Raw genomic sequence first — 25,885 nt, forward strand, 5'->3', positions numbered from 1 at the left:
ACCAAGAGAAGCTATTTCACGTCTAGACTCTAGCGCTTTTGTTCTTACTCGTTAAACTAGTCTGAAATCATGTATACTAGTTTATAAAGCAGATAGGGGATGATTTCTTATGATAAAAGCGATTATTTTTGATTTGGATGATACATTATTATGGGATAAAAAAAGTGTAGAAACCGCATTCGAAAAAACATGTGAACATGCAGCCCAAGTACATGATCTTAATCCTGCTAAACTTGAAGAAGCTGTCAGATTGGAAGCGAGAAAGCTTTACGAATCGTATGATACCTATGAATTTACTCAGATGATTGGCATTAACCCATTCGAAGGCCTCTGGGGGACATTCAATGATGAAGGGGACTATTTTCAAAAAATGAAAGCAATTGTTCCAGGCTATCGTAAGGAAGCGTGGACAAATGGACTTCAGCGAATCGGCATTAATGATGAAGACCTTGGCAGCACGTTAGCAGAATTATTCCCACAGGAACGAAAAAAGCATCCCTATTTATATGAAGAAACATTCGAAGTGCTGGACCGTCTGAAAGATACATACAAGCTTGTACTATTAACAAATGGTTCACCAAGTTTACAACACACGAAACTTGAAGTCACATCCGAACTCGTTCCTTATTTTGACCAAATCATCATCTCAGGCGCATTCGGAATAGGGAAGCCAGACGTATCTATTTTTCAACATGTGCTTACTGAAAGCGGCGTAACTGCAGAGGAAGCAATAATGGTAGGCGATAATCTAATGACGGATATTTTAGGAGCATCACGTGTCGGAATGCGTTCTGTCTGGATTAATCGGGAGAATAAACTGCCCAGTGAAGAAGTTGTACCGACTTATGAAATTAATCATTTAGAAAAGTTATATCCTATCCTTGAAGAGTTGAATAAGAAACAGGCTGTCCAATGAGTATCAAATCTATCCTGAAGGATTGAGGATGGAGTGGACAAACTGCTTACATTACAAAACGAAAAAGCGCTCCAGTTGGTCAGCGCTTTTTTGTGCGGGATTTAAATTATGGAAATGAAAATAGTTTTGGATTGATCATCTAAAATTAACGGAATCTTCGTATCGTGAAGAACGTATTATATATGTTGAATTAAAGAATCCCATTGAATCTGCTGTGGTTCTCGATAATGAGAGAGTTATAATTCGGGGTGTGGATTATAGAACGCTTGGCGCTTTGGGGATGCCTTCCGCCATAAGCCTGGATTATCGCTTCGCATCCAGTCTTACGGCTTCGGCGACCCCTTTGCCGCGCCTGCGCTAGGGTGTTCAATATCGAGAAAAATGTGATTTTGAGATGTATATGCTGAGATTATAATGTGATTACTAGTTGATACTACATAAATGAATCCCATTGAACCGCTCCGGCGCTAGGGGATGCCTCCCGCCATAAGCCAAGCAGCTTCGCCGCCAGTCTTATGGCTTCGGCGACCCCTGTTAAGGCGCCTTCGCTCAGTATATATACCGGATTCAACATATATAATTATAGTCAAGAAAGAGGCAATCCAGGTTGCAGATTTCACCACTAATAATGAAATGCGCTTTCTCACATAGACCATCTAGCGAAGGCGCGTCTTCGTGGTAGCCGGAGCGCTAAGCCACTGGAAAAGTTCTTTTTTATAGTACGAACTAGGTGATTGTAGTGAAGAGTGGCTTTTGCGAGCAAAAGCGCTAGCGTTGGGAGCACGGGGCAAGAATGCCTTAATTTCTGCAAAGAACGCAGAAATTAAGGCCAATCGAACCCTTTGCTGTTCGATTGGCTGAAGCCGTGCCCGCGGAAAGCGTCCGCTCGGAACGGAAATCAACGGTATTGAAGGAAATTGTACTTTTTCAGTGCCCTGGCTTATCGCGGGAGTCATCCACAAAGCATCGAAGCGGTATTCGTAGGATTTCTATTTCATTCCAATTATTAGGTTTTTTCAGTAGCCTTCCAAAAGCCCTTGTAAAGCGCATACGTCTTATTCATTTGTTCAACATATATAGTAGAGATATTTAAGTTGTGAGTAAATGGAAATCAGAGTTTATCGATAATTTGAGGTGGAGAAAATGTCTTTTAGGGTCATCATCCAATTTGTTTTGGTATCAATTCTTTTACTATTTTCTACTGGGGTAGCATGGTATGAAGGTAGCGCACTACTAGAGCATTCTTGGGAATGGAAACATACCGCGCTTTTTTCTGGAATAGTGAATGGACAAGTGGAAAACGCAAGCGATATTCTGTCAATTGATTATTTTATGTATGCAGCTAAATTTGCACCTGTATTTCCTTTGCTAATGTTGTTAAGTGGGACATATCTCATAATCCTCCTGGGGTATATCTTATTAAAACGTAACCATAAGGTTTTCACGTATTACCTTGCTTCTATTAGTGTTTTATTCCTGGTATTAGGCGGTTTCCTGTCTAATTCTCCAACTAGCGGTTTGAAAATCATTTTCGCTAGTCTTTTGTTTATCGGTATTTTAATTCTAGTTACTGCAGTGGTTAGACTCTATAGGTTGAAATAAAGAACTCCATTGAATTCGCTCCGGCGCTCGGGGATGTCGAAGCCCTAAGCCAGATGAGGTATCCTTTAACCTATATGGAATAGCCTCTTGGCATTAACTGTATAATTTCTGCAAAGAACGCAGAAATTATACAAACCGAACTCTTCGTTGTTTGGTTGGCTACCCCTTGTAAGGCGCCTTTGCTCAGTTCAAATAGGTATTCATTTGTCCAATATATAGAATAAAAAAACAACTTTATATTTCTAAAAGTGATACTGATTCCTGCGATGAATATAGTGGAAAAATCGTCGTACAAAATGGAACGAACTCAATAAATGATGATTCTTATTCATCTAGTTCGATTGTGAAATTGTTTGGGAACCATTCTATGGAAAACGAGTTAAAGGGGATAATTAAAATGAATTATAAATTATATTTTGAAGTACCTGTAGTGGGAGGAAACGAAAAAAATGATTACTGGGTTCCTTTGATGAAATACTTTTTGGATCAGTCGGACAATATTGAAATCCATTGCTGGAGTATTGAAAAGGCTTTGATAGAAGAAGTTAAATCTAGGGCCAAGGAATCTTTTGAAATATCCGTTGAAAACGAAATGACTATTTTCACAGGAAATAAAACAGCGGAGATGGTTGACTATTTATTTACTAACTTAAACAGAAAGATTGAAATCAAATGGTTTTCAATCTTTCTAAGAAGAAATGAAATATTAATTTTTAGTTCTGAACATAACGGAACGGAATTCTTTGCGGGCGTGGTAAATGAAAAAGATATCAATTTTATCGAATCCCTGATGCCAGAAAGAACGTCTTATAGTAAATACAAATAATATACTGTGGAACGGCATTGTTATTAACCAGACAGGTTAGTCTTTAGGGATAATTCATATCATCAATAACCTATTAAAATACGTGGTAATCCATTCACATACATCTTAAAATGATGGAGGTTTTTAGTTAGTGAAGTTCTTTTTGAAGTTAAATATGGTCAGCGCGTTATATGCCTTTGCGTTGTTTATTTCCATTGAACTTCAAGTCAATTACTATCGAATTTGGCGGCTGACAGGATGGCAAGTGAATGCAGTAGACATTGTGATTGGTGTTATTCATTTTGCTGGATTTATTTCAACACTGTTTTTATTTTACTTTTTGATTAGCAACTGGTTGGAAGGTAGAAAAGCAAGTTACTGGTCGGTCATTCTTTGGTTTCCCTATTTAATTCTATTAGTCATAATATTTTTATTTTTATTCCCTGTAACTTATCCAGGAGATAAATCTGCTCCAGTTTCTGGGCTTATTATTATTTCGCAACTAATTAGTTATCCATTTTATTTATTATTTATTAATTTCATTTGCAGGGAACTAGGTACTGGTGTAGAAGAAAAAAGGGCTTTGTAATTTTGAGGGTTTGAAACTTTATTTGTTCACTCACTATTTCTAAAAAAGAAAAATGGATAGAGTCATCAGATTTTGTCTGATAACTCTATCCATTTGTTTAGTGACTATATATTCGGCACTATTTATTTAGTATTAACTAGGTGGAATATCTCACCATTATAAAAAAAACTAGCGAAGGAGCGACAAGTGTGAGCCGAAGCAATAAGACCGACAGTGATCTTATGGCGGGCTTATTGCGTGAGGCCATCACCAAGCGACTAAGCGGTGTTGGAAGAACAATCTAATTATTAAGTGCTGACTATATTAAAATAAATTAGAATCGTACTTACAAATCAATCGCAATAACATCAAAGATATCTTCAAGCTCTTTCAAACGTTCTACGTTAGCCTTCTCAACATGATTATCGACAGATAGCATCATGATTGCATTACCGCCAACAGTGGATCGACCAACTTGCATCGTTGCGATGTTGATGTTTTCGATTGCTAGTAATGTTCCGACCCGGCCAATTGCACCCGGTTGGTCTTTATGTTTAATGAATAGTAAATGGCCATCAGGTTTTACATCGACAAGATTATCATCGACTTTGACAATACGTGCACCTAAACCATTTAGTAAAGTTCCGGCAACACGTCTTACTCCATTCGTTGTCGATACTTCAACCGTAACTAAATTTGAAAAACCTTTAGATGTAGAAGTTTTATGTTCATTAACCTTGATGCCGATACGGTCTGCCAAAAACTTGGCGTTGACATCATTGACATGGTTTCCAAGATTGCGCTTCAACAGGCCTTTTAGCGTGTTGCGTGTCAAAGGACGGACATCAGATTCAGCAAGCTGCCCTGAGTAATAAATATTTACTTCCTCGATAACACCCTCTGCTAAATCAGATAAGAATACGCCCAACTTTTCAACTAAGTCAAAGAATGGTTCAACTTTAGCCAGCGCTTCTTTTGAGACTGAAGGAAGATTGACTGGATTTTGCACCGCACCGCCGTTTAAGAAAGTGACTACATCACGGCTAACATCAATCGCAACGCTTTCTTGCGCTTCAATCGTACTTGCACCTAAGTGTGGAGTCGCGATGACTTCAGGAAGTGTCAGCAGTTTATGGCCAACAAATGGTTCCGTTTCAAAGACGTCGAGTGCAGCTCCTGCAACTTTCTTCGATACGATTGCATCATACAACGCATCTTCATCGATAATACCGCCGCGTGCGCAGTTAATGATTTGAACGCCGTCTTTCATCAAATTAAAGGCTTCTTTATTGATCATATGTCGCGTTTCTTTCAAAAGTGGAGTATGAACAGTAATAAAGTCTGCTGCTCTTAGTACTTCTTCAACAGTTCCCGCAGTAATACCCATCTTCTTCGCTTTCTCTTCCGTTAAGAAAGGATCATAGGCAATGACATTCATTCGCTGACCTTTTGCTCTTGCCGCAACTTCCGCGCCGATACGACCAAGACCTACTACACCGAGTGTCTTATTTTTTAATTCAACACCAATGAATGACTTGCGGTCCCATTGCTGATTTTTTAATGAGTTGAAGGCTTGTGGAATTTTGCGAGCAAGGGACATCAGCATTGCAATTGTATGTTCAGCAGCGGAGTTCGTGTTGCCGTCCGGAGCATTGACAACGATAATACCATGTTCAGTCGCTGCGTCTAAATCGATATTGTCGACGCCGACACCAGCACGCCCAATGATTTTTAACCTCGTTGCTTTTTCAATAATTTCGCGTGTCACTTGTGTTTGACTACGAACAAGCAAGGCATCATAGTTATGAATTTTAGACGCTAATTCAGCGGGTGTGCAAGTTGTATCAACGACAATGTTCAAGCCTTCAGCCTGCCTTAATGGAAAAATACCATCTTCACTTAACGGATCGCTAATAAGTATATTAAAAGTCATTTAGACCAACACTCCTTCGTTTAAGTAGACTTGCTGTGCAGCGGCAGTGCCTTTTCCTAATTCAATTTCTTTGCCGACTTTGAGTAAGCCGATTTCCATCGCACTGATTGTTTGAAGGACATCTGCGGGAGAACAGTATCCCATATGGCCAATGCGGAATATTTTGCCGCTTAAATGCTGTTGGCCGCCTGCTACTATTAAGCCGAACTCATGTTTAATCACTTTTCTAAACGCTTCTGCGTCGAAATCTTCCGGTTTAACCGCTGTGACCGTAGGAGAGGCATCTTTATCACTTGTTAATAAAGGAATACCTAATGCCCGGAAAGCGGCGCGCGTCATGTTCATCATCAAAATATGTCGTGCATTTACTTGTTCGACTCCTTCTTGATCGACAAGCTGAAGAACTTGTTCCAAGCCGAATAACAAGGATAGTGCAGGTGTGAAAGGGGTAGTATCTTTTAACAGATTGTCGAGATATCTTACTAAATCCATATAGTAGCGTGGTTGTGGGTTATTCTCGATGATAGTCCAGGCACGTTCACTTGCCGCGATGAAAGCCAGTCCTGCTGGTAGCATGAATGCTTTTTGAGAACCTGTCACCAGGACATCGATTCCCCAATCATCCATTTTCGTCTCAACACCGCCAACACATGAAACACCATCGACGACGATTAATGCATCTGACACTTCACGTACTGCCTGTGCGAGTTCCTTGATAGGATTTAATACGCCAGTAGAAGTCTCGCAATATGTAGAAAATACAGCTTTGATTTCAGGATGATCTTGTAGATAGCGTTTAATTTCTAGGGGATTCAGCGCTTCGCCCCATTCGACATTTAAGCTTTTAACCGTGATATTGTAAGCTTCACAAATTTTTGAGAAACGCTCGCCGAATGCGCCTGTTACAATGACTAATACTTCATCGCCAGGCTTCACAATATTTACAACAGCAGCTTCCAAACCAGCTGTTCCGCTACCTGTTAAAATAACAACGTCTTGTGTCGTACCGAAAATCCGTTGCAGACCTGGTGCGATATTTTTAAGCATATTCGATGTCTCTTGTCCTCGGTGGCCAATCATTGGTTGACTCATCGCTCGTTGTACACTTGGCGGGATGGGACTTGGTCCTGGAATCCTAAGTAGCATTTGATCTTGTAACATCTTCATTCTCCTCTCGATTTTGGGAATAAAAAAAAGCCCTCCTCCCCTTACAAATAAATGTAAGGGGCGAAAAGCTGAAATACTCACGCGGTACCACCCTTTTTACTGTCTGAAAAAAATAGACAGTCTTGGTTAGCATGCTTAACGCGCATGTGACGGATAAACCTACTAGACGTTTCAGTTTATCTATTCCAGAGTGCTACTTTACTGCGAAATCACTGATTTGCACCATCCATCAGCTCTCTTGAGATTTCAGTAGATAAAGTGTGTCTCCATCAAAATAGTTAGATTAGTTATGGAATTAGAACTAATCATAACAAATGAAAATTGAATGTCAAGCATCATTTTATCCGAAATCACTTTTTTCTGAGTCCAATTGGTAGAGGAATCTAGTCAGGAACGGTATTCTTTCTTATAAGAACAAAATAAGGAGTGAAAAGATTTGGTTGCTGATAAAATTAAAAAGTTCAATTCGATTCCACTTTCCGTTTTGGACCTTTCTCCAATAAATGAAGGTAGCAATGCAACACAGTCCTTCAAAAATAGTGCGGAATTGGCACAGCATGCTGAAAAATTAGGTTTCAATCGGTACTGGTTTGCAGAACATCACAATATGCCTGGCATTGGAAGTTCCGCAACATCGGTACTTATAGGTCATATTGCAGGCGTAACAAAACGAATTCGCGTAGGTTCGGGCGGTATTATGTTACCTAACCATGCACCACTTGTTATTGCCGAACAGTTTGGTACACTCGAATCTATCTATCCGGGAAGAATCGATTTGGGACTTGGGCGTGCGCCAGGTTCTGACCAAGCAACTGCTTATGCACTGCGTCGCACATTACAAAGTACTGGTGACGATTTCCCGGAACAATTAGCCGAACTTCAAGCTTATTTTGAACCGGACAGATCCGCTCGAGTTCGCGCCTTTCCAGGTGAAGGACTTGATATACCCATCTGGCTTCTCGGCTCGAGCGGCTTTAGTGCACAACTTGCAGCACAGAAAGGCTTACCTTTTTCTTTCGCGAGTCATTTTGCACCTGCGTATACGTTGCAAGCATTACAGTTGTACCATCAAAACTTTAAGCCATCTAAGTTTTTGAAAGAACCGTATGCCATGCTTGGTATCAATGTCATCGCAGCGGAGACGGACGAAAAAGCGCAATGGTTGGCGACTTCACAGCAACTTCAATTCCTTGGTATCACTACGGGAATGCCATCACAATTAAAACCACCAGTTGACAATATCAATGAGTATTGGTCACCACAGCAACAAGCATCTATTAAGCAAACGCTCGATCCTCGTACAACGATTGTGGGCAGTCCCGAAACGGTTAAACGCAAGCTTGAAAGTTTCATTCAAGAAACAAGAGCGAACGAATTAATTATCAATACGCAAGTATACAGTCATGAAGAGCGCATGCGTTCGTATAGCATAATTGCAGACATGATGGATTGAATAAATAAAAGTCGCAACCTTTAATTAGGTTAGCGGCTTTTTATTTAGAATAGTTATTTAATTGAGGTGGTGATATGGTAAAATATAGATGATGACATTTATAGGGGGTAATGAGGCGGGCAATATGACAAAGACAGAAACGATTGTTGAAAACTACCATGGTACTGATGTTGCAGATCCTTTTCGCTGGCTCGAAAAGCCGGAAACTTTAGAGGTGAAGAATTGGATTGATGAACAAAATGAAGCAACCCAAGACTATTTAGCAACGTATCCGAAACGGGATAAAGTGAAAGAGAAATTAACGAAATCATGGAATTATCCGAAATACTCCGTTCCGCAAAAAGAAGGGGACTATTATTATATTCATAAAAATAATGGATTACAAAACCAAGCCATCTTTTATCGGACAAAGGATATATCATCAGATGAACTTGAGGTCATTATAGATCCGAATACGTTGAATGAAGAAGGGACGGCAGCGATAACGAATCTTGCGTTTACGAAAGATGGGAATCGCTTAGCTTACGGTGTTTCATTGAACGGAAGTGACTGGCAGGAAATCCGAATCCGCAATTTACAGACGGGAATAGACGAAGCTGACGTCATCAAATGGTGCAAGTTTAGCAGTATTGCATGGAATGAAGAGGGAAGCGGGTTTTATTATAATCGATTCCCTGAACCTGGGACGGTCGATTCAGAAGATGAGAGTAACTATAACCGCGTTTACTGGCACACGGTTGGTACAGTCCAAGAAGAGGATATTCTGGCATATGAAGACACTGAGGATAAAGAGTTATCTTTTAATCCAATACTCTCTGATGATTATCGTTATTTGATTTTATCAGTATGGAAAGGAACAGAAAATAAAAGTCGTATCTATTATCGTGATGAACAAGCTGATGAAGGATTTGTTCATTTATTGGCAGACGATGACGGCGAATATTCGTTTATAGGAAATGAAGGGAAGCTCTTTTACTTCACGACTAGTCACGATGCACCGAAAGAAAAAATTATTGCTGTTCATTTGGACAAACCAGGGAAAGAGCATTGGATTGACATCATTTCAGAACAAGAAGACGTCATTACATTCGCAAAAATCATTAACGGGCAGTTTGTCGTATGCTATTTGCATAATGCCCATTACAAACTACGTATTTATGATTTGGACGGACAGTTCCAAAAAGAAGTGTCTCTTCCTAATTACATTTCCTTATCAGGCGTGACCGGCAAGAAAACAGCGTCAACGATGTTCATAGGCTATACATCATATTTGGTGCCGACAACGATTGCACGCTATGATTTTGAAAAAGATGAATTGAATACTGTATTTAATACGTCAGAGTTATTTGTAGCAACAGGCTTCGAGACTACTCAAGTGTTTTATCCATCCAAAGATGGCACGCGTATTCCGATGTTCCTGACGCATCGAAAAGGGTTGAAATTGACGGGCGATAATCCTGTTTTGTTATATGGTTATGGCGGTTTTAATGTTAACTTGACTCCGGCTTTTTCCCCATCACAGCGTATGTGGATTGAGGCGGGCGGCGTGTATGCGGTTGCGAATTTACGTGGCGGTGGAGAGTTTGGTGAGGAATGGTACAAAGCGGGGACGTTGGGGCAAAAGCAAAATGTCTTTGATGACTTCATTGCAGCAGCAGAGTGGCTGATTGAACAAAACTATACGAACAGCAAGAAGCTTGCCATTATGGGCGGAAGTAATGGTGGATTGCTTGTCGCAACATGCATCACTCAGCGGCCTGATCTATATGGGGCGGCACTTTGTCTCGTTCCTGTCACTGATATGCTGCGCTATCATAAATTTACTGTGGGACGCTATTGGGTGACCGATTACGGAAATGCTGAAACAAATCCGGAACATTTCGAGTTCATGTACAAGTATTCTCCGCTTCATAATGTCAAAGAAGGCGTCGAGTATCCACCGACACTTGTGACAACAGCTGATACGGATGATCGTGTGGTGCCGTGGCATGCGACGAAATTTGCAGCGACATTGCAAGCGGCACAACTAGGAAACAATCCAATCCTTCTGCGGGTGGAAAAGAATGCCGGCCACGGACTTGGTAAACCAACTGTTAAAATCATCGAAGAACAGACGGATATGTATTCGTTCTTGTTTAAGACATTGGAGATTGAAATTTAAGTTAGACAAGAACCGAAACAATCGTAACTATTTCTTGTGATGGGAACGAAATAACTAGGGGAATTACAGACCTATTCGCAATAGCGGATAGGTCCCCCTTTTTTTGTATATAGCCATTCCTATGATTTTGCGATTAAAAAGCGCAACAGTTTTAGCAAGAATTTTTCAATGAGATAAGTTAATAAGTTGGAATAAAGAATCCCATTGAATTCCCTTCGGCGCTCGGGGATGCTTCCCGCCCTAAGCCAGACAGCTTCGCCGTTAGTCTTAGGGCTTCGGCTACCCCTTGTAAGGCGCCTTCGCTCAGTTTGTACACCGTATTCAATACTTCAACATAGGTGTTGGTTTGATCTTTCGTCTCCAAATCATAAAGTGAATGCTTTTTACCTCAGGTCTGAAATTGAATGATTTTCAGACAGTAATTTGAGGTGATTGATTCGAAAAAAGTATTCTAACCAAAAGGGGGTTATGTCGATGATTAAAGGTTTATATGAAGCACATTTACCTGTTAGGAATCTTGAAACATCTATAGAGTTTTATAAAAAACTTAATTTTGAAATTGCATATCAAAAAGAGAAACTAGTATTTTTTTGGATTGAGAAAGGACGTAGTTGGTTAGGGCTGTGGGAAACAGATAAAGTTGAAACACCATATCATCCTTCATTGAGACACATTGCTTTTCAAGTTGATATAGAGGATATAGAGGTTGCCAAAGAATGGCTCGAACAAAAAGGAATTCCAGTAAAGACTGACTTTAGATTCCGACCAGAAAAGCAACCACTAGTTTTACCGAATAATCCCAATGCGCATGCAGCAATATATTTTCAAGATCCTGATGGTAATTCTCTTGAATTAATTACCCCTTTAAGGTTGGATTTTGAGGAAGACTTTGAAATGATGTCGTTAGAAGATTGGAATAGGAAAAATAACTAATTGTAACTATTTTCCTTGTTAAACTTAAGGGGCATTTGATTGAAAAAGAAATAATAATATTTCGTAGAATTTAGATAGTCAGAAGTAAATTGGTACTAAATTAAATTTGTGAACAATCAAGGGGAGTGGTAATCATCGAAGCAAATAAGGAGATTTTGAAATTGAATAAGGAAAGCTGGGAGAAATCAGCAGAACGTTTTTTCGGAAGAGCAGCTCTTCCGGAATATGGACCATTTTCTTTGAATGAAGAACGACTTGGACTATTTGGTGATATTTCAAATCAAAAGGTCTTGGATATTGGATGTGGTAGTGGGCATTCATTACAATATATGGGTAACCAAGGAGCAAAGGAACTATGGGGGGTGGATCTTTCAACAAAGCAAATAGAAACAGCTACTAAATTGTTGAGTAACCAACAAGTCAAAGTTTCTTTAGTAGAGTCTCCAATGGAGGAAAACCCAGGACTACCAAGCAATTACTTTGATATTGCATACTCAATTTATGCATTAGGGTGGACGGTTGATTTACGACGTACATTGTCAAATATCCATAACTATCTAAAGCCAGGTGGTATTTTCATCTTTAGTTGGGAACACCCTATCCACGACCGCTTGACCTACGAAGAGTCATCGTTTACTTTTAATAAATCTTATAATATCGAAGGTCCGGAATACAATGAAGCGTGGCATAATAGTGTCATTATTCACCATCGGAAATTAAGTACATATATAAATACACTAATCGAATCCGGTTTCACTATTGAAAAAGTATTAGATGATGTTGAGTTATCTGATAACAAAGTTTCAGATAATCCTTCGAGATGGTACTCAACCCAAAAAGCCCAATTAGTGCCTGCAACATTTATAATAAAAGCTTTCAAAAAGTAATGATGGAAAATTATTATTAATGTCGCGACGTTTCTATGATAAATAGGAACGTTTTTGACTTACCGGCCAGGTTTGTTGAAGAAGAACGGAACGTCCTAAAATAAAAAACCACAGAATTAATGGGGAGATTTAAATGAGTAAAGTTGGAGTTTATAGGGTTGATATCACGCCACCATTGGGTATTGATTTTATTGGATACCATAGACCAACTGGGATAAGTAATATTGATGAACGTATTTATGCAACAGCCTTTATTTTTGAAAGCAAAGAAACAAAGTCCGTAATTATTAGTATTGATAACATAGGCATGTTAATAAAAGATACTATAATTATTCGTGAACAAATAGTAAAGGAATTGAAAATCCCATTTGAAAATATAACGGTTGTTTATACTCATACACATTCTGGTCCTGCAACAGCAAGTAATAATCAAATGGTTCAATCTTATAAGACTAGCTTAATTACAAATGTCGTAAAAGCTACTGTTCATGCAAATGAGAATAAGCAACCATCTGAGGTTGGATGGAATGTAACAATGGGTGAAATAGGAGTAAACCGAAGAGAGATTTCATTAGATGGAAAAGTGAAGATGGGTATAAATGTGAATGGGGCTGTTGATAACAGAATAGGAGTATTAGCAATAAAACACCCTGCAACAGGAAAATTTCAAGGTCTAATTGTATTTTGTACTGCCCATCCAAATGTATTAAAGGGAGATAGTGATATTTTATCAGCAGACTATCCTGGGCTAACAAGGGATATTCTTCAAAATACACTTCACTGTCCTGTAATAATTATTCAAGGGGCGGCTGGAAATGTTAATGCTAATTATCGTGGTTCAAAGGAAGCCTTAGAAAAAATGGCTTATGCCTTAAGTGGTAGCGTCCTTACGATGATTCCAAGTATTAATTATAAATCTATTTCTAAGCTTAGAACTGTTTCAACTAAAATGTCCATGAAACTAAAAGATATTCCTGAACCTGATGTTATAAAAAGGATGGCATTTTTAGCTGCAGATCAATGGGGTGTAAATACTGATAAATGGTTAATGGTTCTTTTGGATATGCATAAACAAAATATTAAGCAACTTTCTATTGATTTAGAAATTCAATTACTTCAAATTAATGAGGGTTCATTTTCAGGAATACCAATGGAGCCCTTTTCTGAAACAGCTATTGACATTAAAAAAAGACTAAAGAATAAACTTGCCTTTTTTGGGGGTTATACCAATGGTTATCTTGGCTATTTACCTACAAAAGAAGCGTACCCATACGGTGGTTATGAGGTGGAAGTGAATCCAGTGATTTATGGACCGATTACTGACTTGTGGATGCCCCCAGTTGAAAATACTGCTGAACAGGTGGTGAAAAAGGTGTTGGAATTATATAATACTAAATAATTTATGCTGAGCTTATTAGTAAATGTAACTTTTCCACTTGAACTCCTATGAAAATTAAATATTGCTTAGAATCTATAAAGTTGCATAACAAAAAAGACTGAGCCTTCAAAATGATTATATTGATATGGTAGGTAAATCAGGAATTAACTCCATTCTTCCTAGAATAAAGGCAAGGCTAGTGCAATAACTAGTGTAGGATTAATCTCGCATAAGTGCTACCGTATCAAGTGCGACAGTCTGTAATGCACCGTGAACGTTGGAGTTAGACTAATGGTTGGGCCATATGACACGATTGTTGATCGACCATCTTTGGCAGCCATAATATCCATTCTGTACACATTTGCATCCTCTTTGTTTTGCGCTTTTTATAACAAATGTCAAGAACCTGTTTTCTTATACATCGTTACACATTAGAGGAGTGGGCATGTTTGATGAAAAAGTGATTTTAGTATTGCTATGTTGGATTTTAGATGGTTGTGCAGTGATGTCTGATCTCTTCAAGCAAAAGGAGCGATTTTTGGAAATTCGGCAGCCGTGTCTTTAAAGTAAGGAGACAGGCACTGTACAAGGAGGGGGAGAAATGGTTATTGTTAATCTCGCATTTTTTATCTTCATATTAATAGCTTCGATATATATACTGTTCATCAAATCAAAAAATGATGTTCTGAAACGTTATTTATCTTTCATAATTATCAATTCCTTTTTCTTTTTTTCTATTTTTGATATTAAATCAGTGTTATGGATCACACTGATTTGTGCAATAGGACTAATTTTGCATACAAAATCACCAATAAAAGATAAAGTCATTTTTATATTTATAGTCATTTTTATTTTTGTAATATATCGTGTTCCCACAAGCCCAGCCGAATTTGAGACGTACTTAATTGAGGAACATGCGATTCATTGTTCAGTAGTGGAATGTGTAGAAGTTGTTGAAGTTGTAAATGATAACAAGCTTCAAATGCAAGCGACTAAATATGCAATTCAAGGTTTAACTTTTGATTGGTATTTTGTTTTTTCACAGGGTCAAATCGTATTGAACAATGAAAATATAAAGGCTATTAATATAGCTGGATTTTGGATTCAAATAAACAAATAAGAAGTAAAACTCGATGATGAAGGTGTTGGATACGATCTTTACAATACGAGTTAGTTGTACTTAAAGTAACGGGGCGTTATTTCAAGTAAAGTAGCTTAAGAAAATCCTTTATGTGTGGAAAATAATCAGTAAATATAAAACAGCTTATATTTATTACGCCTTATTGAACTAAATGGAGCAGATTACTAGAATGAGCACAATATAGTCGATCATGACAATAGAGTATCAATACAGAATATTATCTATTAAAATTCAAACGAGGAGGGGGACTATGAAAAAAATTACACCGATTGTAATAATTCTTATTGCCTTATTCGTAGGTGCTCTAGGCTACTCCCTGTTTATGAAAGTATTTATTCCAAATATGATGTAATGATTATCCTAAGAAATCATCTGTGTTTTTTGTCCACAGTAGTAGGTGTCAACTGTGGAATGCATGGAAACTGGCACGTTCCGTGCGGAGCAGGGGGAAATCTGGAGAATAGAATCAAATGCTTACCTATTGCTAACTTTAGCAAAACAAGGCTGCCAGGAGATTGTTTTTACTGTTAATAAAGTAACGTAGCGGATTCACTTTAAGAAGGTGCCCCATCCACAACCTAGCCAAAATAGGAGGAATTACAATGGACACAACACAACAAAACAGTAACGCTTGGGATAAGAAAGTTGAAGAGGGGTCTAGATACACACAATCTGTGAGTAGCGAAATCATTGAAAAAAGTAAATCTGGTGAATGGGAAATTACTGTCACTACTGAAAGATCAGTTCCACGAGATTGGTTTCCGAAATCTTTAGTAGGATTAAAAATACTTTGTTTAGCATCTGGTGGAGGGCAACAAGGACCTATTTTAGCTGCGGCTGGAGCAGATGTAACAGTTACTGATATATCTAAAAAGCAATTGCAACAAGATGAATATGTAGCTAAACGTGATGGATTAACTATAAAAACGGTACAAGGCGATATGTCAGACCTTAGTGACTTTAAAGATGAATATTTTGATATTGTTGTTAATCCTGTTTCTAACTTATTCGTAAAAGATGTTAACCCTGTATGGAAGGAAGTTTCAAGAGTTTTAAAAAATAGAGGTATTTTAATTGCAGGATTTACAAATCCTTTATTATGGATTTTTGATGATAATCAAGAAAGAAAAGGTATTCTTGATGTGAAATATTCCATACCTTCATCGTCATTGGATTATTTGCAAGAGGATGAAGTTCAAGCTTATATAAAATCAAGTCAAACAATAGAATACGCACATACTTTGGAAGATCAAATTCAAGGGCAAATTGAAGCAGGGTTTGTTATTACAGGTTTTTATGAGGATGACTTCGGTGGAACAAGGATTTTAGACAAGCATATTAAAACTTTTATTACTACAAGAGCTATAAAGCTAAAGATTGAATAATATTTTTTTCACTAACAGTACTTTAGTTGAATTATTAAACGTTAGTAAAAAAGTATCCATTTTTTATTAACTATTCATATCCCCCTTTGGATTCGGGAAGTCCTATATATTCTTCCTTACTTCTAATTATACTAAATACGTAATTTCGTAACTCAATTAATTGTTTAGCATCGTTGGTAGGATCACAGTATGTCTCTGAAAAAGAATGAGTTATGATTTCGCCGTTGATGGTAATTTTCCATTCATCCTCTTCGTGTGGTTCTTGTGTGCAAATGGTTCCGTTTATAGGTTCGGGTATAAAAGTTTTCTTTTCAACTATATTAACTTCTTTCATTTTCTTATAAATCTTATCCATTTCCTTATCTGTTAAATTTACAGTTGCCTTTGCAGTCCCATCCGTTATTAAATCTTTGGTAACTGTATTTTGAAATGTGTTGATTTCATTATTTTTTCCCACACCAAACTGAACAGAGAACCCAAAGTCATTTGGCATATCTTCTGGCAAAGTTTGAACAGTAGAAGCGGTTTCTTTTGAACGCGAAACACTAGCTTCATTTGAATTTTTAGTCAATTGATTGCAAGCGCTCAAAATGAAGGTGGCTAAAATAAACAATAATATTTTTTTCAACAATTATCCCCCTTTTTTTAATGAGACGAATTGTCCCACTTTTTGGTTTCACTTCATTCAAGAATCCTGCTAGTTTGTTTAAATGAATAATTTAAAAATTCAAAATATATTTAAACATAAATTTCATTTATTTAATAAGTTCGCTTCATATTAAGTGAACAATTAGCAACATTATCGGCATTTGTTTCAACAACACCGCATAAATTTATGCGGTGACTTCAATTCGTGTACGTATTGATCTGTTAATTAGTTTGTCAAATCGACTTAAGCATTGATATAACAACAAAAAGGAAGACATCAATTCATAGTGAATTGTGTCCCCAATATAGGTTGTTATTTGATGTTTTCTCTCCGTCAACCGAATACGTTAGTATTATAACTGATGTTTTCACTGACCTCACTTCTGTTTATCCTGCCGTTCCCAAATTCTAAGCGAAGGATAAGGATCGAAAGCCCATTCTGTACGTCCGTTATATTTATACATCCCGTAGTGGAGATGAGGAGGAAAACGTCCTGATGTTCCTGCTTTTCCATAACCTGAGCTACCCACTGAACCAATGATGGTCTTTGGTTCAACTATGTCTCCTTCTTTTAGATCTTTATTGAAATAAGCTAAATGGGCAAAATAGTGGTACGTATTATGGGTGTCGCGAATGCCGACCCGCCAACCTCCAAAGTCATTCCATCCCATTATTTCGATAACTCCATAGGACGTGGCTCGAACAGGGGTACCATATCCAGCGAACAAATCGGTTCCCTCGTGAATCCTTCTGCCACCCCATCCTCTGCTTGCTCCCCAGGTTCCACGGTAACTGTAATTGTAATTGGTTGGGACAGGAAAGGCGTGTTCATCTAAGTCCAATGTTTCAAAGTGTTTATACAGTTTTGCAATAGCTATAATTTGTTTAACCGTGTCTTCGCGCTTGTAATAGTCCAATAAAGCCGATTTGAAATCTTCTTCTGCTTGCCCGTATTCGCTTAAATAAGTTGCCATTGTATAAAGGACGTCTTCTGCATCATTTATATTGGCTAGCCCGTCTTCATTGCCATCCAGTCCATTCCCATCTGAATAAGCAATCGATTCAGGAGAAGTATCTTTTTTATCGGGGTTAAGTGGACCTGTCCAATAATCATCTGAAAACTGAATGGCGACCGGCCCTTCATTCTTCGGAATGTCAGTTCGAACTTGTTGGATGTTGCGTTCAAATTGATCAACTGCCGCTAAATAATACCACGGGACAGTTACGTTTTCGAAGCGCAAATAAAGACGCATTCGTTCATCTAGAATCATTTCTTGAGTAGGCTCTTCTTTTGCTGAAACAACCGTTAAGAATAGCAAAGACAATGCGAGTACATACATTGGTAAGACAAACCAGTGACGCACGAAAAAACCTCCTTTTAATACATGTATATTAGAATTCCCCAATTGGATTTATTCATAAGTACATTTTTCAGGAAAACAATTCAAAATTGAATTAAAACTAATTATTCACCTGTGGTTTGTATGTGACTCGCAGGTGAAAAATATGTATATAAATGTTTTTCTAACACATAATACGATTGAAATCCATTACACAAGTGGAGAGAAAAGGAGAGATGAATTGGGTATTTTAAATGGTAATCCAAAAGATGAACCGTTACATTACGGTGAAGTACTAGGCTCATGGGCGTTTGTTGGAGCGAATAATGGTTTAATCAGTGCGTATCAAGCATTTATTAATCATGCAGGTGACGGGGATCTCATCGAGCTGTTGGAAGAAGCAGTAAAAACGATGAAATCGGAGAACAAACAACTTGAAAATATTTTAAAAGAGAATGGCATTGCATTGCCGCCGTCATTGCCAGAGCGTCCTAAAGCGAAAGCGGAAGATATACCGGTCGGAGCAAGATTTATGGATCCAGAAATCAGCGGTGCCATATCGATTAACGTCGGACAAGCTCTTGTGTCTTGCAGCCAAGTGTTGGGACAATGCTTGCGAGAAGACCTTGCAATGATGTTCGGAAAATTCCATGCAGATAAAATGTTATTTGGTTTGAAGTTATTGAGAATGAACAAAGAAAAAGGGTGGATTATACCGCCACCGCTTCATACGGATTCTCCTAGCCGTTAACGAAACGAAAAGGACCTTGTCATTAAGTTGACAAGGTCCTTTTCGTATTGCACCTTGAAAGTCTTATATGGTAAGCTAATCCATAAAACTTGAAGAGGGATGATTCAGATGATTCGACAGCTTGTGGAAGAAGACAGGAAAGTTACGTTGGATTTCGTTTCACAGAAGCCAGCAGAAAATCTATTTATAATAGGAGATATTGAAGCGTATGGGTTTACTAATCCGATTCAGAAATTATGGGGTGATTTTGTTGAGGATGGTGAATTGCGAGGGATTCTACTAAACTATGATGGTAATTTCATCGTATATGCACCAGAAGAATACGATGCAAAAGGGTTTGCAGAAATTATCAATCATGATGAAAAGTATGAGTTCATTTCAGGGATTGAGCAGATTGTTGTTAAATTGGAACCGTATTTGACTAGTAAACCGTCAAATCCACGTGTACTCTATTACGCTAAATGTGAGCATGCTAAGGGTTTGCAAGAAGTACCCCCAGAGATTGAAGTGAAAAAAGCGACACCTGATGACGCGGAACGAATCATAGATCAAATGTATGGAATTCCCGAATTTGCTACGAGTACATTCAGTGTTGAACGTAAACGTGAGTCACTTAGTAATAAATCTGCCCGTACGTACTTCATCGAAGAAGATGGGCGGATAATAAGTTCCGCATCGAGCACTGCAGAAAATAGTCAGTCGGCCATGATTGTTGGCGTTGGTACTTTATCGGGATATGAGAAAAAAGGATTAGCTTCATATTGCATGTCTATTCTTTGCACAGAATTGCTCAATGAAGGCAAGATGCTTTGTCTTTTCTATGATAATCCCGCTGCGGGCTCCATCTATAAACGAATTGGTTTTGTTGATATTGGGAAATGGTGCATGTGGAGTTTCAAATAACAGAATGGTAGGTGGAATCTAACTATAATTCACTGAAAATATTAAATTGTGTCTTTGTTGATGCTATAATTAGATCGTGTAAGCTAACTAAAAAATAGGAGTGATTTCAAATGGAAAAACTACAATCAATGGAACAATTCGACAAGCTGAAAAATGAGGAGAGAACAATGTTCATGTTTTCGGCAGATTGGTGCCCGGACTGCCGAGTAATAGAACCTTTGTTACCTGGGATCGAAGCAGATTACCCGGAATATAGTTTCATTCTTGTTGACCGTGATGAGTTTATAGATTTATGTGGAGACTTAGATATTTTTGGAATCCCGAGTTTTATCGCATTCCATAGTGGTGTTGAAGCGGGTCGCTTTGTTAGTAAAGACCGTAAATCGCAAACGGAAATCGAAGAATTTATTAACAGTCTTTCGGCTTGATTTAAGGGGGGAGGCTACTCGATGAAATATGACGTCATTGTTGTTGGTGCTGGTTTGGCGGGATTAGTTGCGACGGCAGAGCTTACAAATGCCGGGAAGAAAGTTCTACTGCTCGATCAGGAACCGGAAGCCTCTCTTGGCGGACAAGCTTGGTGGTCATTTGGCGGCTTATTTCTCGTTGATTCACCTGAGCAACGAAGAATGGGCATTAAGGATTCGCAGGAACTTGCTTGGCAGGACTGGTTGGGAACTGCTGGTTTTGACCGTCAGGAAGATGAAGATTATTGGGGAAAGAAGTGGGCCGAAGCGTATGTTAACTTCGCTGCAACTGAGAAAAGAGAGTGGTTGCATGCGCAAGGCATTCGTTTTTTTCCGGTTGTCGGATGGGCGGAACGCGGTGGGCATCTAGCGGAAGGACCTGGTAATTCGGTCCCGCGCTTTCATATTGTATGGGGAACAGGACCTGGTATCGTTAAACCGTTTGAGGATAAAATGCGGATTGCGATGGATAAAGGATTAGTTGAGTATCTGCCTCGCCACCGTGTCGATGAATTGATTACGAAAAATGGTGCTGTGACTGGAGTACGTGGTGCTTTACTTGTACCTAGTGCCGTCGCCCGTGGTGTAGCGAGTTCCCGTGAAGTGATTAGTGGCTTTGAATTATATGCGGAAGCGGTGTTAGTGACAAGTGGGGGTATGGGAGCGAATCTTGAATTGATCCGAAAAAACTGGCCACTCCGTCTTGGAGAAGCACCGAAAGATATGATTTCAGGGGTTCCTGAACATGTGGATGGGCGTATGCTGGCGATTACGGAGCAAGCTGGGGGCCGAATTGTTAACAGGGATCGGATGTGGCATTATACGGAAGGCATTAAAAACTGGAACCCGGTATGGGCAAATCATGGGATTCGTATTCTTCCTGGCCCATCCTCCCTTTGGCTAGATGCTAAGGGGAAGCGATTATCAGCTCCGAATTTCCCAGGATTTGATACATTAGGAACACTTGAAGCACTCCGGGCAACCGGCTACGATTACTCCTGGTTCATATTGACCCAATCAATCATCGAGAAAGAATTTGCGTTATCCGGATCTGAGCAAAATCCGGATTTGACGGGAAAGAGTATCGGGAAAGTGCTACAGAGAATCCTGCCTGGCCCAACTGCGCCGGTAAAAGCATTCATGGATAAAGGCGAAGATTTTATCGTAGCCGATACACTCCCGGAACTTGTCTCGGGGATGAATAATATGACTGGAGAAAACTTATTGAAGTTAGACGACATTGAACGGCAAGTCATTGCTAGGGATCGTGAGATGGATAATAAATTCACCAAGGATCTGCAAATTACAGCATTGCGTGGTGCACGTCACTATATCGGAGATAAGCTTGTCAGAGTAGCGGCTCCACATAAACTCCTTAATCCTAAAAAAGGACCGTTGATTGCGGTGCGTTTACATATCGTCAGTCGAAAGACACTTGGTGGATTGCAAACCGATTTAGATGGCCGAGTTCTTGACCTGACTGGGAATCCAATACCGGGTTTATATGCCGCTGGCGAAGTAGCAGGATTTGGCGGTGGTGGTGTTCATGGCTATCGTTCATTGGAAGGGACGTTCCTTGGAGGCTGTATTTTTTCCGGAAGGCAAGCGGGAAGGGCATGTGCAAACTATACGCGAGCGTAAGAATATACTAGTTATAAGGGGGATATGTGGATGAAACCAGTTATTGGTATAACGACAGATGTTCAGCAAGATGGGGAAAATATATTAAAAAACACATATGTACAGGCAGTTATCCGAGCGGGTGGATTGCCGATGATTGTTCCGGTTGGGTTGGAGCAAGACGTTGAGCAACTGATCGAAATGTTTGATGGCCTTTTATTATCTGGAGGAAATGATATCAATCCGATGTTGTTTAATGAAGAACCGCATGAGTATCTCGGAGTAGTCTCACCAAGCAGGGATTCAAGCGAACTTGAACTTGCGCGCAGAATGCTCAAAACAGGGAAACCGATTCTTGGCATTTGTAGAGGGCTTCAAGTATTGAATGTCGCAGTTGGTGGAACATTGTATCAAGATCTTTATAAACAAAACGACAGTCCAATTCTTCAACATATACAAAAGGCACCCAACACGCACTGTTCTCATTATGTTCAACTGGATAAAGGAAGTTTGCTTGAATCGATTGCGGGGAGTGAACGCATTCAGGTGAATTCGTATCATCATCAATCGTTGAAGGAAGTACCGTCGGATTTCAAAGTTACTGGTGTAGCAAGCGATGGAATTGTAGAGGCAATTGAAAGCACGGATGAACAATTCGTATTAGGCGTTCAATGGCATCCCGAAGCATTATCGGCAGCAGGGGATGCTGTTTCCTTGCGAATATTTGAAAGATTCATTAGTGAGTGTGCTAACTAGGGAATTAAATAATGGCTAGTGATAGTAATCAATCTTTAAACGAAAAAATGATTGAATAGAAAAAGCTGGGTTTGTTCAGCTTTTTCTATTCAAGTGAATCATCATTTTTTTTGGATAATCAGTAAATAGGGCGGTGACACCAATTTTCCTCAGTGCTTCTGCATACTTTACTTCATTAACAGTGAAGACGCGAACAGCCACTCCGGTTTCTACCACTTTTCTCATAGATGGACGAGCAGCGGATGGTAATGAGATATGGAGTGCATCGGCAGGAATAGTACGCATATAATCGAGCGGATCGACTAGTACTTCCATGAACAAGGCTGCAGTTTCAATGTGCGGTGCAATTTTTTTTACTGCCCGAACAGCTTCGTGATCGAATGATGAAATAACGACACGCGCATCGAGTTTCATCTTCTGAACCATTGCAACAACTTTCCCCACCATTCCCTCGTAAGGAAATATATCCGATTTTAGTTCGATATTTAGATGGTGAGAAGTCTCGGAAAAAATTTCGAGTACTTCATACAGCGTCGGTATAAGTTCACCCCGGAATTCATCAGAAAACCAACTGCCAAAATCAAATGACCTTAACTCCGCAAGTGTCATGTCTTTCACGAAACCTTTGCCATCTGATGTTCTAGCTATTGTTTCATCATGAATGACAACCAGTTCACCGTCTTTTGTCAAATGAACATCGAATTCTACGCCGTAAATAGGAAGCCTGGCAGCTTCATGGAAGGCGGCAAGTGAATTTTCTGGATGTGTTCCGGACGAACCGCGATGTGCGTAAATATCCATCATTGTGACCACCATCCTTTTCATGCTATTGTAATATGTGTATAACAGCAACGCAATTATAAACCCGATTAGTAAATGAAATTGGAAAAGGGATGTCCTCGATTGAGGAACATCCCTTTGTTTTGTCAGGTAACACTATACTTTTGAATTTAATTTTTCATCCCGATTATTCGGGGAATAATTTCCATAGAAAGGATAAGCTTTCAGAGCCGCGGTCATTGTTCCACTGGGTGCTTTCTAACTTAAGCAACATAAACCCTGCCTACTTTTATGTCCTTGCGACCCTTTAGTCGCGCCAGTGTGAATAAGTATTCTCAAAAACAGTACGTAGAATGCCAGATATTCAAATCTTAAGCATTACCTTATTGTTAACGGAACTATCATACCATGTAGCACAAGAAGTGTCAAGGAATCGGAAACCTTATTGCCATTCATCCATTTGTTCTTCTTCTGCAATTACTTGCAAGTCGTCCGCGCTGATTGTGAGAACTTGATAATCGGAACGTTCCGCATGTTTTTCCGCGGACCTTTTAACAAATTTTGGAGAGCCATCATTTTCCTCATCGTAAACAATGAGTATTCCATCAGAATTGCGCATGAAGAACTTATCTTTTTCGATAAATTGCCACGGAGCTTCATAGGGTCTCTTCGTAAGACTCGTATGATAGTCTGCTTTAGCGATGAGAGAATGATACTTTTCCTTTTTCATATCGTTCCAATTTTTCTCCTGATCTGTAAAAGGAGTAATAACGGCATATTTCAAATCGGTATATTCTTTTTTCAAATCAATTACGACCTCGGCTGCCCATGCTTCAATTCCTAGTTGACCGCTTATAATTACCCATTCCAACCCGTCGTCCAGTAAGGCGACTAGTCGTTTTTCTAATGCTTTTTTTATAAAACGGACGCCTGGATGCTTGTCATCGAATATGCCGAGTTCATGGGGTTTATAACCCGTGACCACCAATCGTTTGAGAATGATGTCCGCCCCCTTCAAATGTATAATAAAAAAACCAGCTTCCAATGGAAACCAGTTTCATTTAAATTATTAAAATAACAGCCGCCTTTGCCGTATGGTCTTAGAAAGTTTTAAACCACCACTTCTCAAAGTGGGTGTTCGCAGAAACAATCCTGTATGCCCCAGTTATCGAAAGAACTGGGTATGCCATTCCTGTATCTAGGTAAAACTCCCGATTACAGCTTAAGGGTTAAAACTTAATATTTATACGCACAACGCAGCTTGTAAATATAGTGTACATCATCGGCTTGATATTTTCAAATGAAATTGTTGGAATCCATTAAGAAATATTTGAATGATTTCTGATCCATGCACTGCAACAACGTTTATGAACAAACTAAAAACACTTGTGACTTTAGCTGTGTGTATTCTTGGTTTTTATTATGGAATAAATATGTAGAAACTATATTAAAAAGAACGTTCGTTTGGTATAATGAAGATAGGGTTGAAAGGAGAAAAACCCGTTTTCAGTGGAAGACGAGTGTTCGAGAACTCTATAGAGCTGGAACTTATATCTTTATGAATAGCGATGTAAACGGAGCAGTAACTATTTTGCGCAAATGGACTCATACATACGCTTTAGTGGCCAAGAAGAGAATTAGAATGGTGGAAATTTGGAAATTGAAACATATCGAATCTTTTTGCTTTAATGAAGATGAGTTCAAACTAGTTAAGAAATGAATTTAGCTGAAAAAGGAGAATAAGCATGACAGGGAAAACACACATCGTAGGCGGCATTGCAGCAAGTCTTGCTTATGCACAATTTACAAATCATGATCCGATTATAATGCTTGGAGCGGGGATAATTGGCGCGTTACTTCCTGACATTTGTCACAGTGGTAGTAAAATCGGAAGAAAATTTAAGTTGTTATCGAAACTTATCAATATGCTATTTGGTCATCGTACATTTACACACAGTTTATTGTTCTTGGTGATTATCGCGACGTTAATGAATGCCTTTACTCCAAATGAGGCTGTGAAGGCAGGACTTTTAGCGGGGATGGTGAGTCATTACATATTAGATATGGCGACGAAAAACGGAATCAAACTGCTTTTCCCACTTAGCATGACAGTTCGCTTTCCATTGACGACAAGAACCGGAAGCAAGGTAGAGAGCATCGTGTTCAGTCTTCTATCGCTTTTATCATTCTATTTTGGCTATGAAGCATTCAGTTATTATCTATAATTGAAGTTGGTTTAAAAAAATGATGTTCTAGCTCGTTTTTTGTTAGAATGGAAAGGGTAAAAGAGA

Annotated in this window: 24 protein-coding genes, 1 other RNA gene and 1 other annotated feature; of the genes, 17 read left to right on the forward strand and 8 right to left on the reverse strand. The window is 39.0% G+C overall.

Going from position 1 to position 25,885, the window contains the following annotated elements; all coding sequences use genetic code 11:
* Positions 1 to 109 precede the first annotated feature (109 nt).
* The 4 genes from ACP8HG_RS01045 (at position 110) to ACP8HG_RS01060 (ending at position 3,912) form a co-directional block, all read left to right on the forward strand.
* Complete coding sequence (locus ACP8HG_RS01045) at positions 110 to 916, forward strand: HAD family hydrolase (protein WP_340741683.1); 807 nt, start codon at positions 110 to 112, stop codon at positions 914 to 916.
* 1,143 nt (positions 917 to 2,059) lie between these two features.
* A complete protein-coding gene (locus ACP8HG_RS01050) occupies positions 2,060 to 2,518 on the forward strand; it encodes a DUF4306 domain-containing protein (RefSeq protein ID WP_438298057.1) in 459 nt (152 codons plus the stop codon).
* Positions 2,519 to 2,915: 397 nt separating this feature from the next.
* A complete protein-coding gene (locus ACP8HG_RS01055; protein WP_338653161.1) occupies positions 2,916 to 3,344 on the forward strand; it encodes a hypothetical protein in 429 nt (142 codons plus the stop codon).
* Between the two features lie 130 nt (positions 3,345 to 3,474).
* Positions 3,475 to 3,912, forward strand: coding sequence for a hypothetical protein (locus ACP8HG_RS01060; protein ID WP_438298058.1), 438 nt, complete (start codon positions 3,475 to 3,477; stop codon positions 3,910 to 3,912).
* A 325-nt stretch (positions 3,913 to 4,237) separates the two neighbouring features.
* Here ACP8HG_RS01060 and serA read toward each other — a convergent pair whose 3' ends face one another.
* Both serA and ACP8HG_RS01070 read right to left on the reverse strand, forming a co-directional pair.
* Complete coding sequence (gene serA, locus ACP8HG_RS01065; RefSeq protein ID WP_187047035.1) at positions 4,238 to 5,824, reverse strand: phosphoglycerate dehydrogenase; 1,587 nt, start codon at positions 5,822 to 5,824, stop codon at positions 4,238 to 4,240.
* Positions 5,825 to 6,985, reverse strand: a complete 1,161-nt coding sequence (locus ACP8HG_RS01070) for a pyridoxal-phosphate-dependent aminotransferase family protein (RefSeq protein WP_438298059.1) — start codon at positions 6,983 to 6,985, stop codon at positions 5,825 to 5,827. It abuts the gene before it with no gap.
* Positions 6,986 to 7,044: 59 nt separating this feature from the next.
* Positions 7,045 to 7,273 (reverse strand) — a binding site (T-box leader).
* A gap of 154 nt (positions 7,274 to 7,427) precedes the next feature.
* Here ACP8HG_RS01070 and ACP8HG_RS01075 point away from each other — a divergent pair.
* Positions 7,428 to 8,444: an LLM class flavin-dependent oxidoreductase gene (locus tag ACP8HG_RS01075; RefSeq protein WP_067206944.1), complete on the forward strand. Its 1,017-nt coding sequence runs from the start codon at positions 7,428 to 7,430 to the stop codon at positions 8,442 to 8,444.
* 124 nt (positions 8,445 to 8,568) lie between these two features.
* The gene (locus tag ACP8HG_RS01080; RefSeq protein WP_340741687.1) at positions 8,569 to 10,605 is read left to right on the forward strand and encodes a prolyl oligopeptidase family serine peptidase; all 2,037 of its coding nucleotides are present in this window, start codon (positions 8,569 to 8,571) and stop codon (positions 10,603 to 10,605) included.
* A gap of 178 nt (positions 10,606 to 10,783) precedes the next feature.
* Here the strand turns inward: ACP8HG_RS01080 and ACP8HG_RS01085 are convergent, their stop codons facing one another.
* Positions 10,784 to 10,969, reverse strand: coding sequence for a hypothetical protein (locus tag ACP8HG_RS01085; protein WP_438298060.1), 186 nt, complete (start codon positions 10,967 to 10,969; stop codon positions 10,784 to 10,786).
* A gap of 110 nt (positions 10,970 to 11,079) precedes the next feature.
* On the opposite strand from ACP8HG_RS01085, the gene ACP8HG_RS01090 reads away from it, so the two are divergent.
* From ACP8HG_RS01090 to ACP8HG_RS01110, 5 genes are all read left to right on the forward strand, one after another.
* Entirely contained in the window at positions 11,080 to 11,538 is a 459-nt protein-coding gene (locus ACP8HG_RS01090; protein ID WP_438298061.1) for a VOC family protein, read from the forward strand.
* Positions 11,539 to 11,699: 161 nt separating this feature from the next.
* Positions 11,700 to 12,425 carry a class I SAM-dependent methyltransferase gene (locus ACP8HG_RS01095; RefSeq protein WP_231885780.1) on the forward strand — a complete coding sequence of 242 codons (726 nt, stop codon included), beginning with the start codon at positions 11,700 to 11,702 and terminating at the stop codon, positions 12,423 to 12,425.
* 133 nt (positions 12,426 to 12,558) lie between these two features.
* The gene (locus ACP8HG_RS01100; RefSeq protein WP_438298062.1) at positions 12,559 to 13,824 is read left to right on the forward strand and encodes a neutral/alkaline non-lysosomal ceramidase N-terminal domain-containing protein; all 1,266 of its coding nucleotides are present in this window, start codon (positions 12,559 to 12,561) and stop codon (positions 13,822 to 13,824) included.
* A 580-nt stretch (positions 13,825 to 14,404) separates the two neighbouring features.
* The gene (locus tag ACP8HG_RS01105; protein WP_338653147.1) at positions 14,405 to 14,923 is read left to right on the forward strand and encodes a hypothetical protein; all 519 of its coding nucleotides are present in this window, start codon (positions 14,405 to 14,407) and stop codon (positions 14,921 to 14,923) included.
* A gap of 623 nt (positions 14,924 to 15,546) precedes the next feature.
* Positions 15,547 to 16,329 carry a class I SAM-dependent methyltransferase gene (locus ACP8HG_RS01110; RefSeq protein WP_354313643.1) on the forward strand — a complete coding sequence of 261 codons (783 nt, stop codon included), beginning with the start codon at positions 15,547 to 15,549 and terminating at the stop codon, positions 16,327 to 16,329.
* A 70-nt stretch (positions 16,330 to 16,399) separates the two neighbouring features.
* Here the strand turns inward: ACP8HG_RS01110 and ACP8HG_RS01115 are convergent, their stop codons facing one another.
* Together ACP8HG_RS01115 and ACP8HG_RS01120 are read right to left on the reverse strand one after the other, a co-directional pair.
* A complete protein-coding gene (locus ACP8HG_RS01115; protein ID WP_187047042.1) occupies positions 16,400 to 16,957 on the reverse strand; it encodes a membrane lipoprotein lipid attachment site-containing protein in 558 nt (185 codons plus the stop codon).
* 397 nt (positions 16,958 to 17,354) lie between these two features.
* Positions 17,355 to 18,341, reverse strand: a complete 987-nt coding sequence (locus ACP8HG_RS01120; RefSeq protein ID WP_438298063.1) for a M23 family metallopeptidase — start codon at positions 18,339 to 18,341, stop codon at positions 17,355 to 17,357.
* Between the two features lie 217 nt (positions 18,342 to 18,558).
* Between ACP8HG_RS01120 and ACP8HG_RS01125 the strand changes: the two genes are divergently transcribed.
* From ACP8HG_RS01125 to ACP8HG_RS01145, 5 genes are all read left to right on the forward strand, one after another.
* Positions 18,559 to 19,068, forward strand: a complete 510-nt coding sequence (locus ACP8HG_RS01125) for a DUF3231 family protein (protein WP_067213871.1) — start codon at positions 18,559 to 18,561, stop codon at positions 19,066 to 19,068.
* A 108-nt stretch (positions 19,069 to 19,176) separates the two neighbouring features.
* Positions 19,177 to 19,971 (forward strand): GNAT family N-acetyltransferase, encoded by a 795-nt coding sequence (locus ACP8HG_RS01130; protein WP_438298064.1) that lies wholly within the window; start codon positions 19,177 to 19,179, stop codon positions 19,969 to 19,971.
* 110 nt (positions 19,972 to 20,081) lie between these two features.
* Positions 20,082 to 20,399, forward strand: coding sequence for a thioredoxin family protein (locus ACP8HG_RS01135; RefSeq protein ID WP_338653143.1), 318 nt, complete (start codon positions 20,082 to 20,084; stop codon positions 20,397 to 20,399).
* Positions 20,400 to 20,420: 21 nt separating this feature from the next.
* Entirely contained in the window at positions 20,421 to 22,079 is a 1,659-nt protein-coding gene (locus ACP8HG_RS01140; protein ID WP_438298065.1) for an FAD-binding dehydrogenase, read from the forward strand.
* A gap of 30 nt (positions 22,080 to 22,109) precedes the next feature.
* The gene (locus tag ACP8HG_RS01145) at positions 22,110 to 22,814 is read left to right on the forward strand and encodes a gamma-glutamyl-gamma-aminobutyrate hydrolase family protein (protein WP_340741694.1); all 705 of its coding nucleotides are present in this window, start codon (positions 22,110 to 22,112) and stop codon (positions 22,812 to 22,814) included.
* Positions 22,815 to 22,889: 75 nt separating this feature from the next.
* Here ACP8HG_RS01145 and ACP8HG_RS01150 read toward each other — a convergent pair whose 3' ends face one another.
* From ACP8HG_RS01150 to ssrS, 3 genes are all read right to left on the reverse strand, one after another.
* The gene (locus tag ACP8HG_RS01150; protein WP_340741695.1) at positions 22,890 to 23,615 is read right to left on the reverse strand and encodes a glycerophosphodiester phosphodiesterase; all 726 of its coding nucleotides are present in this window, start codon (positions 23,613 to 23,615) and stop codon (positions 22,890 to 22,892) included.
* Between the two features lie 421 nt (positions 23,616 to 24,036).
* Positions 24,037 to 24,594 carry an SLOG family protein gene (locus tag ACP8HG_RS01155; protein ID WP_067213872.1) on the reverse strand — a complete coding sequence of 186 codons (558 nt, stop codon included), beginning with the start codon at positions 24,592 to 24,594 and terminating at the stop codon, positions 24,037 to 24,039.
* Between the two features lie 74 nt (positions 24,595 to 24,668).
* A non-coding RNA gene (gene ssrS / locus ACP8HG_RS01160) (6S RNA) lies at positions 24,669 to 24,860 on the reverse strand.
* A 479-nt stretch (positions 24,861 to 25,339) separates the two neighbouring features.
* Here ssrS and ACP8HG_RS01165 point away from each other — a divergent pair.
* Complete coding sequence (locus ACP8HG_RS01165; protein ID WP_067206979.1) at positions 25,340 to 25,819, forward strand: metal-dependent hydrolase; 480 nt, start codon at positions 25,340 to 25,342, stop codon at positions 25,817 to 25,819.
* Positions 25,820 to 25,885 lie beyond the last annotated feature (66 nt).

The sequence above is a fragment of the Sporosarcina sp. FA15 genome (assembly GCF_051550195.1).
GTDB classification, from domain to species: Bacteria; Bacillota; Bacilli; order Bacillales_A; family Planococcaceae; genus Sporosarcina; species Sporosarcina psychrophila.

Bases quoted from the DNA above. Each gene is read 5' to 3' on its own strand.
- ACP8HG_RS01045 (WP_340741683.1), top strand. From the start codon at position 110: ATGATAAAAGCGATTATTTTTGATTTGGATGATACATTATTATGGGAT.
- ACP8HG_RS01050 (WP_438298057.1), top strand. From the start codon at position 2,060: ATGTCTTTTAGGGTCATCATCCAATTTGTTTTGGTATCAATTCTTTTA.
- ACP8HG_RS01055 (WP_338653161.1), top strand. From the start codon at position 2,916: ATGAATTATAAATTATATTTTGAAGTACCTGTAGTGGGAGGAAACGAA.
- serA (WP_187047035.1), bottom strand. From the start codon at position 5,824: ATGACTTTTAATATACTTATTAGCGATCCGTTAAGTGAAGATGGTATT.
- ACP8HG_RS01070 (WP_438298059.1), bottom strand. From the start codon at position 6,985: ATGTTACAAGATCAAATGCTACTTAGGATTCCAGGACCAAGTCCCATC.
- ACP8HG_RS01080 (WP_340741687.1), top strand. From the start codon at position 8,569: ATGACAAAGACAGAAACGATTGTTGAAAACTACCATGGTACTGATGTT.
- ACP8HG_RS01090 (WP_438298061.1), top strand. From the start codon at position 11,080: ATGATTAAAGGTTTATATGAAGCACATTTACCTGTTAGGAATCTTGAA.
- ACP8HG_RS01100 (WP_438298062.1), top strand. From the start codon at position 12,559: ATGAGTAAAGTTGGAGTTTATAGGGTTGATATCACGCCACCATTGGGT.
- ACP8HG_RS01105 (WP_338653147.1), top strand. From the start codon at position 14,405: ATGGTTATTGTTAATCTCGCATTTTTTATCTTCATATTAATAGCTTCG.
- ACP8HG_RS01110 (WP_354313643.1), top strand. From the start codon at position 15,547: ATGGACACAACACAACAAAACAGTAACGCTTGGGATAAGAAAGTTGAA.
- ACP8HG_RS01130 (WP_438298064.1), top strand. From the start codon at position 19,177: ATGATTCGACAGCTTGTGGAAGAAGACAGGAAAGTTACGTTGGATTTC.
- ACP8HG_RS01135 (WP_338653143.1), top strand. From the start codon at position 20,082: ATGGAAAAACTACAATCAATGGAACAATTCGACAAGCTGAAAAATGAG.
- ACP8HG_RS01140 (WP_438298065.1), top strand. From the start codon at position 20,421: ATGAAATATGACGTCATTGTTGTTGGTGCTGGTTTGGCGGGATTAGTT.
- ACP8HG_RS01145 (WP_340741694.1), top strand. From the start codon at position 22,110: ATGAAACCAGTTATTGGTATAACGACAGATGTTCAGCAAGATGGGGAA.
- ACP8HG_RS01150 (WP_340741695.1), bottom strand. From the start codon at position 23,615: ATGGATATTTACGCACATCGCGGTTCGTCCGGAACACATCCAGAAAAT.
- ACP8HG_RS01165 (WP_067206979.1), top strand. From the start codon at position 25,340: ATGACAGGGAAAACACACATCGTAGGCGGCATTGCAGCAAGTCTTGCT.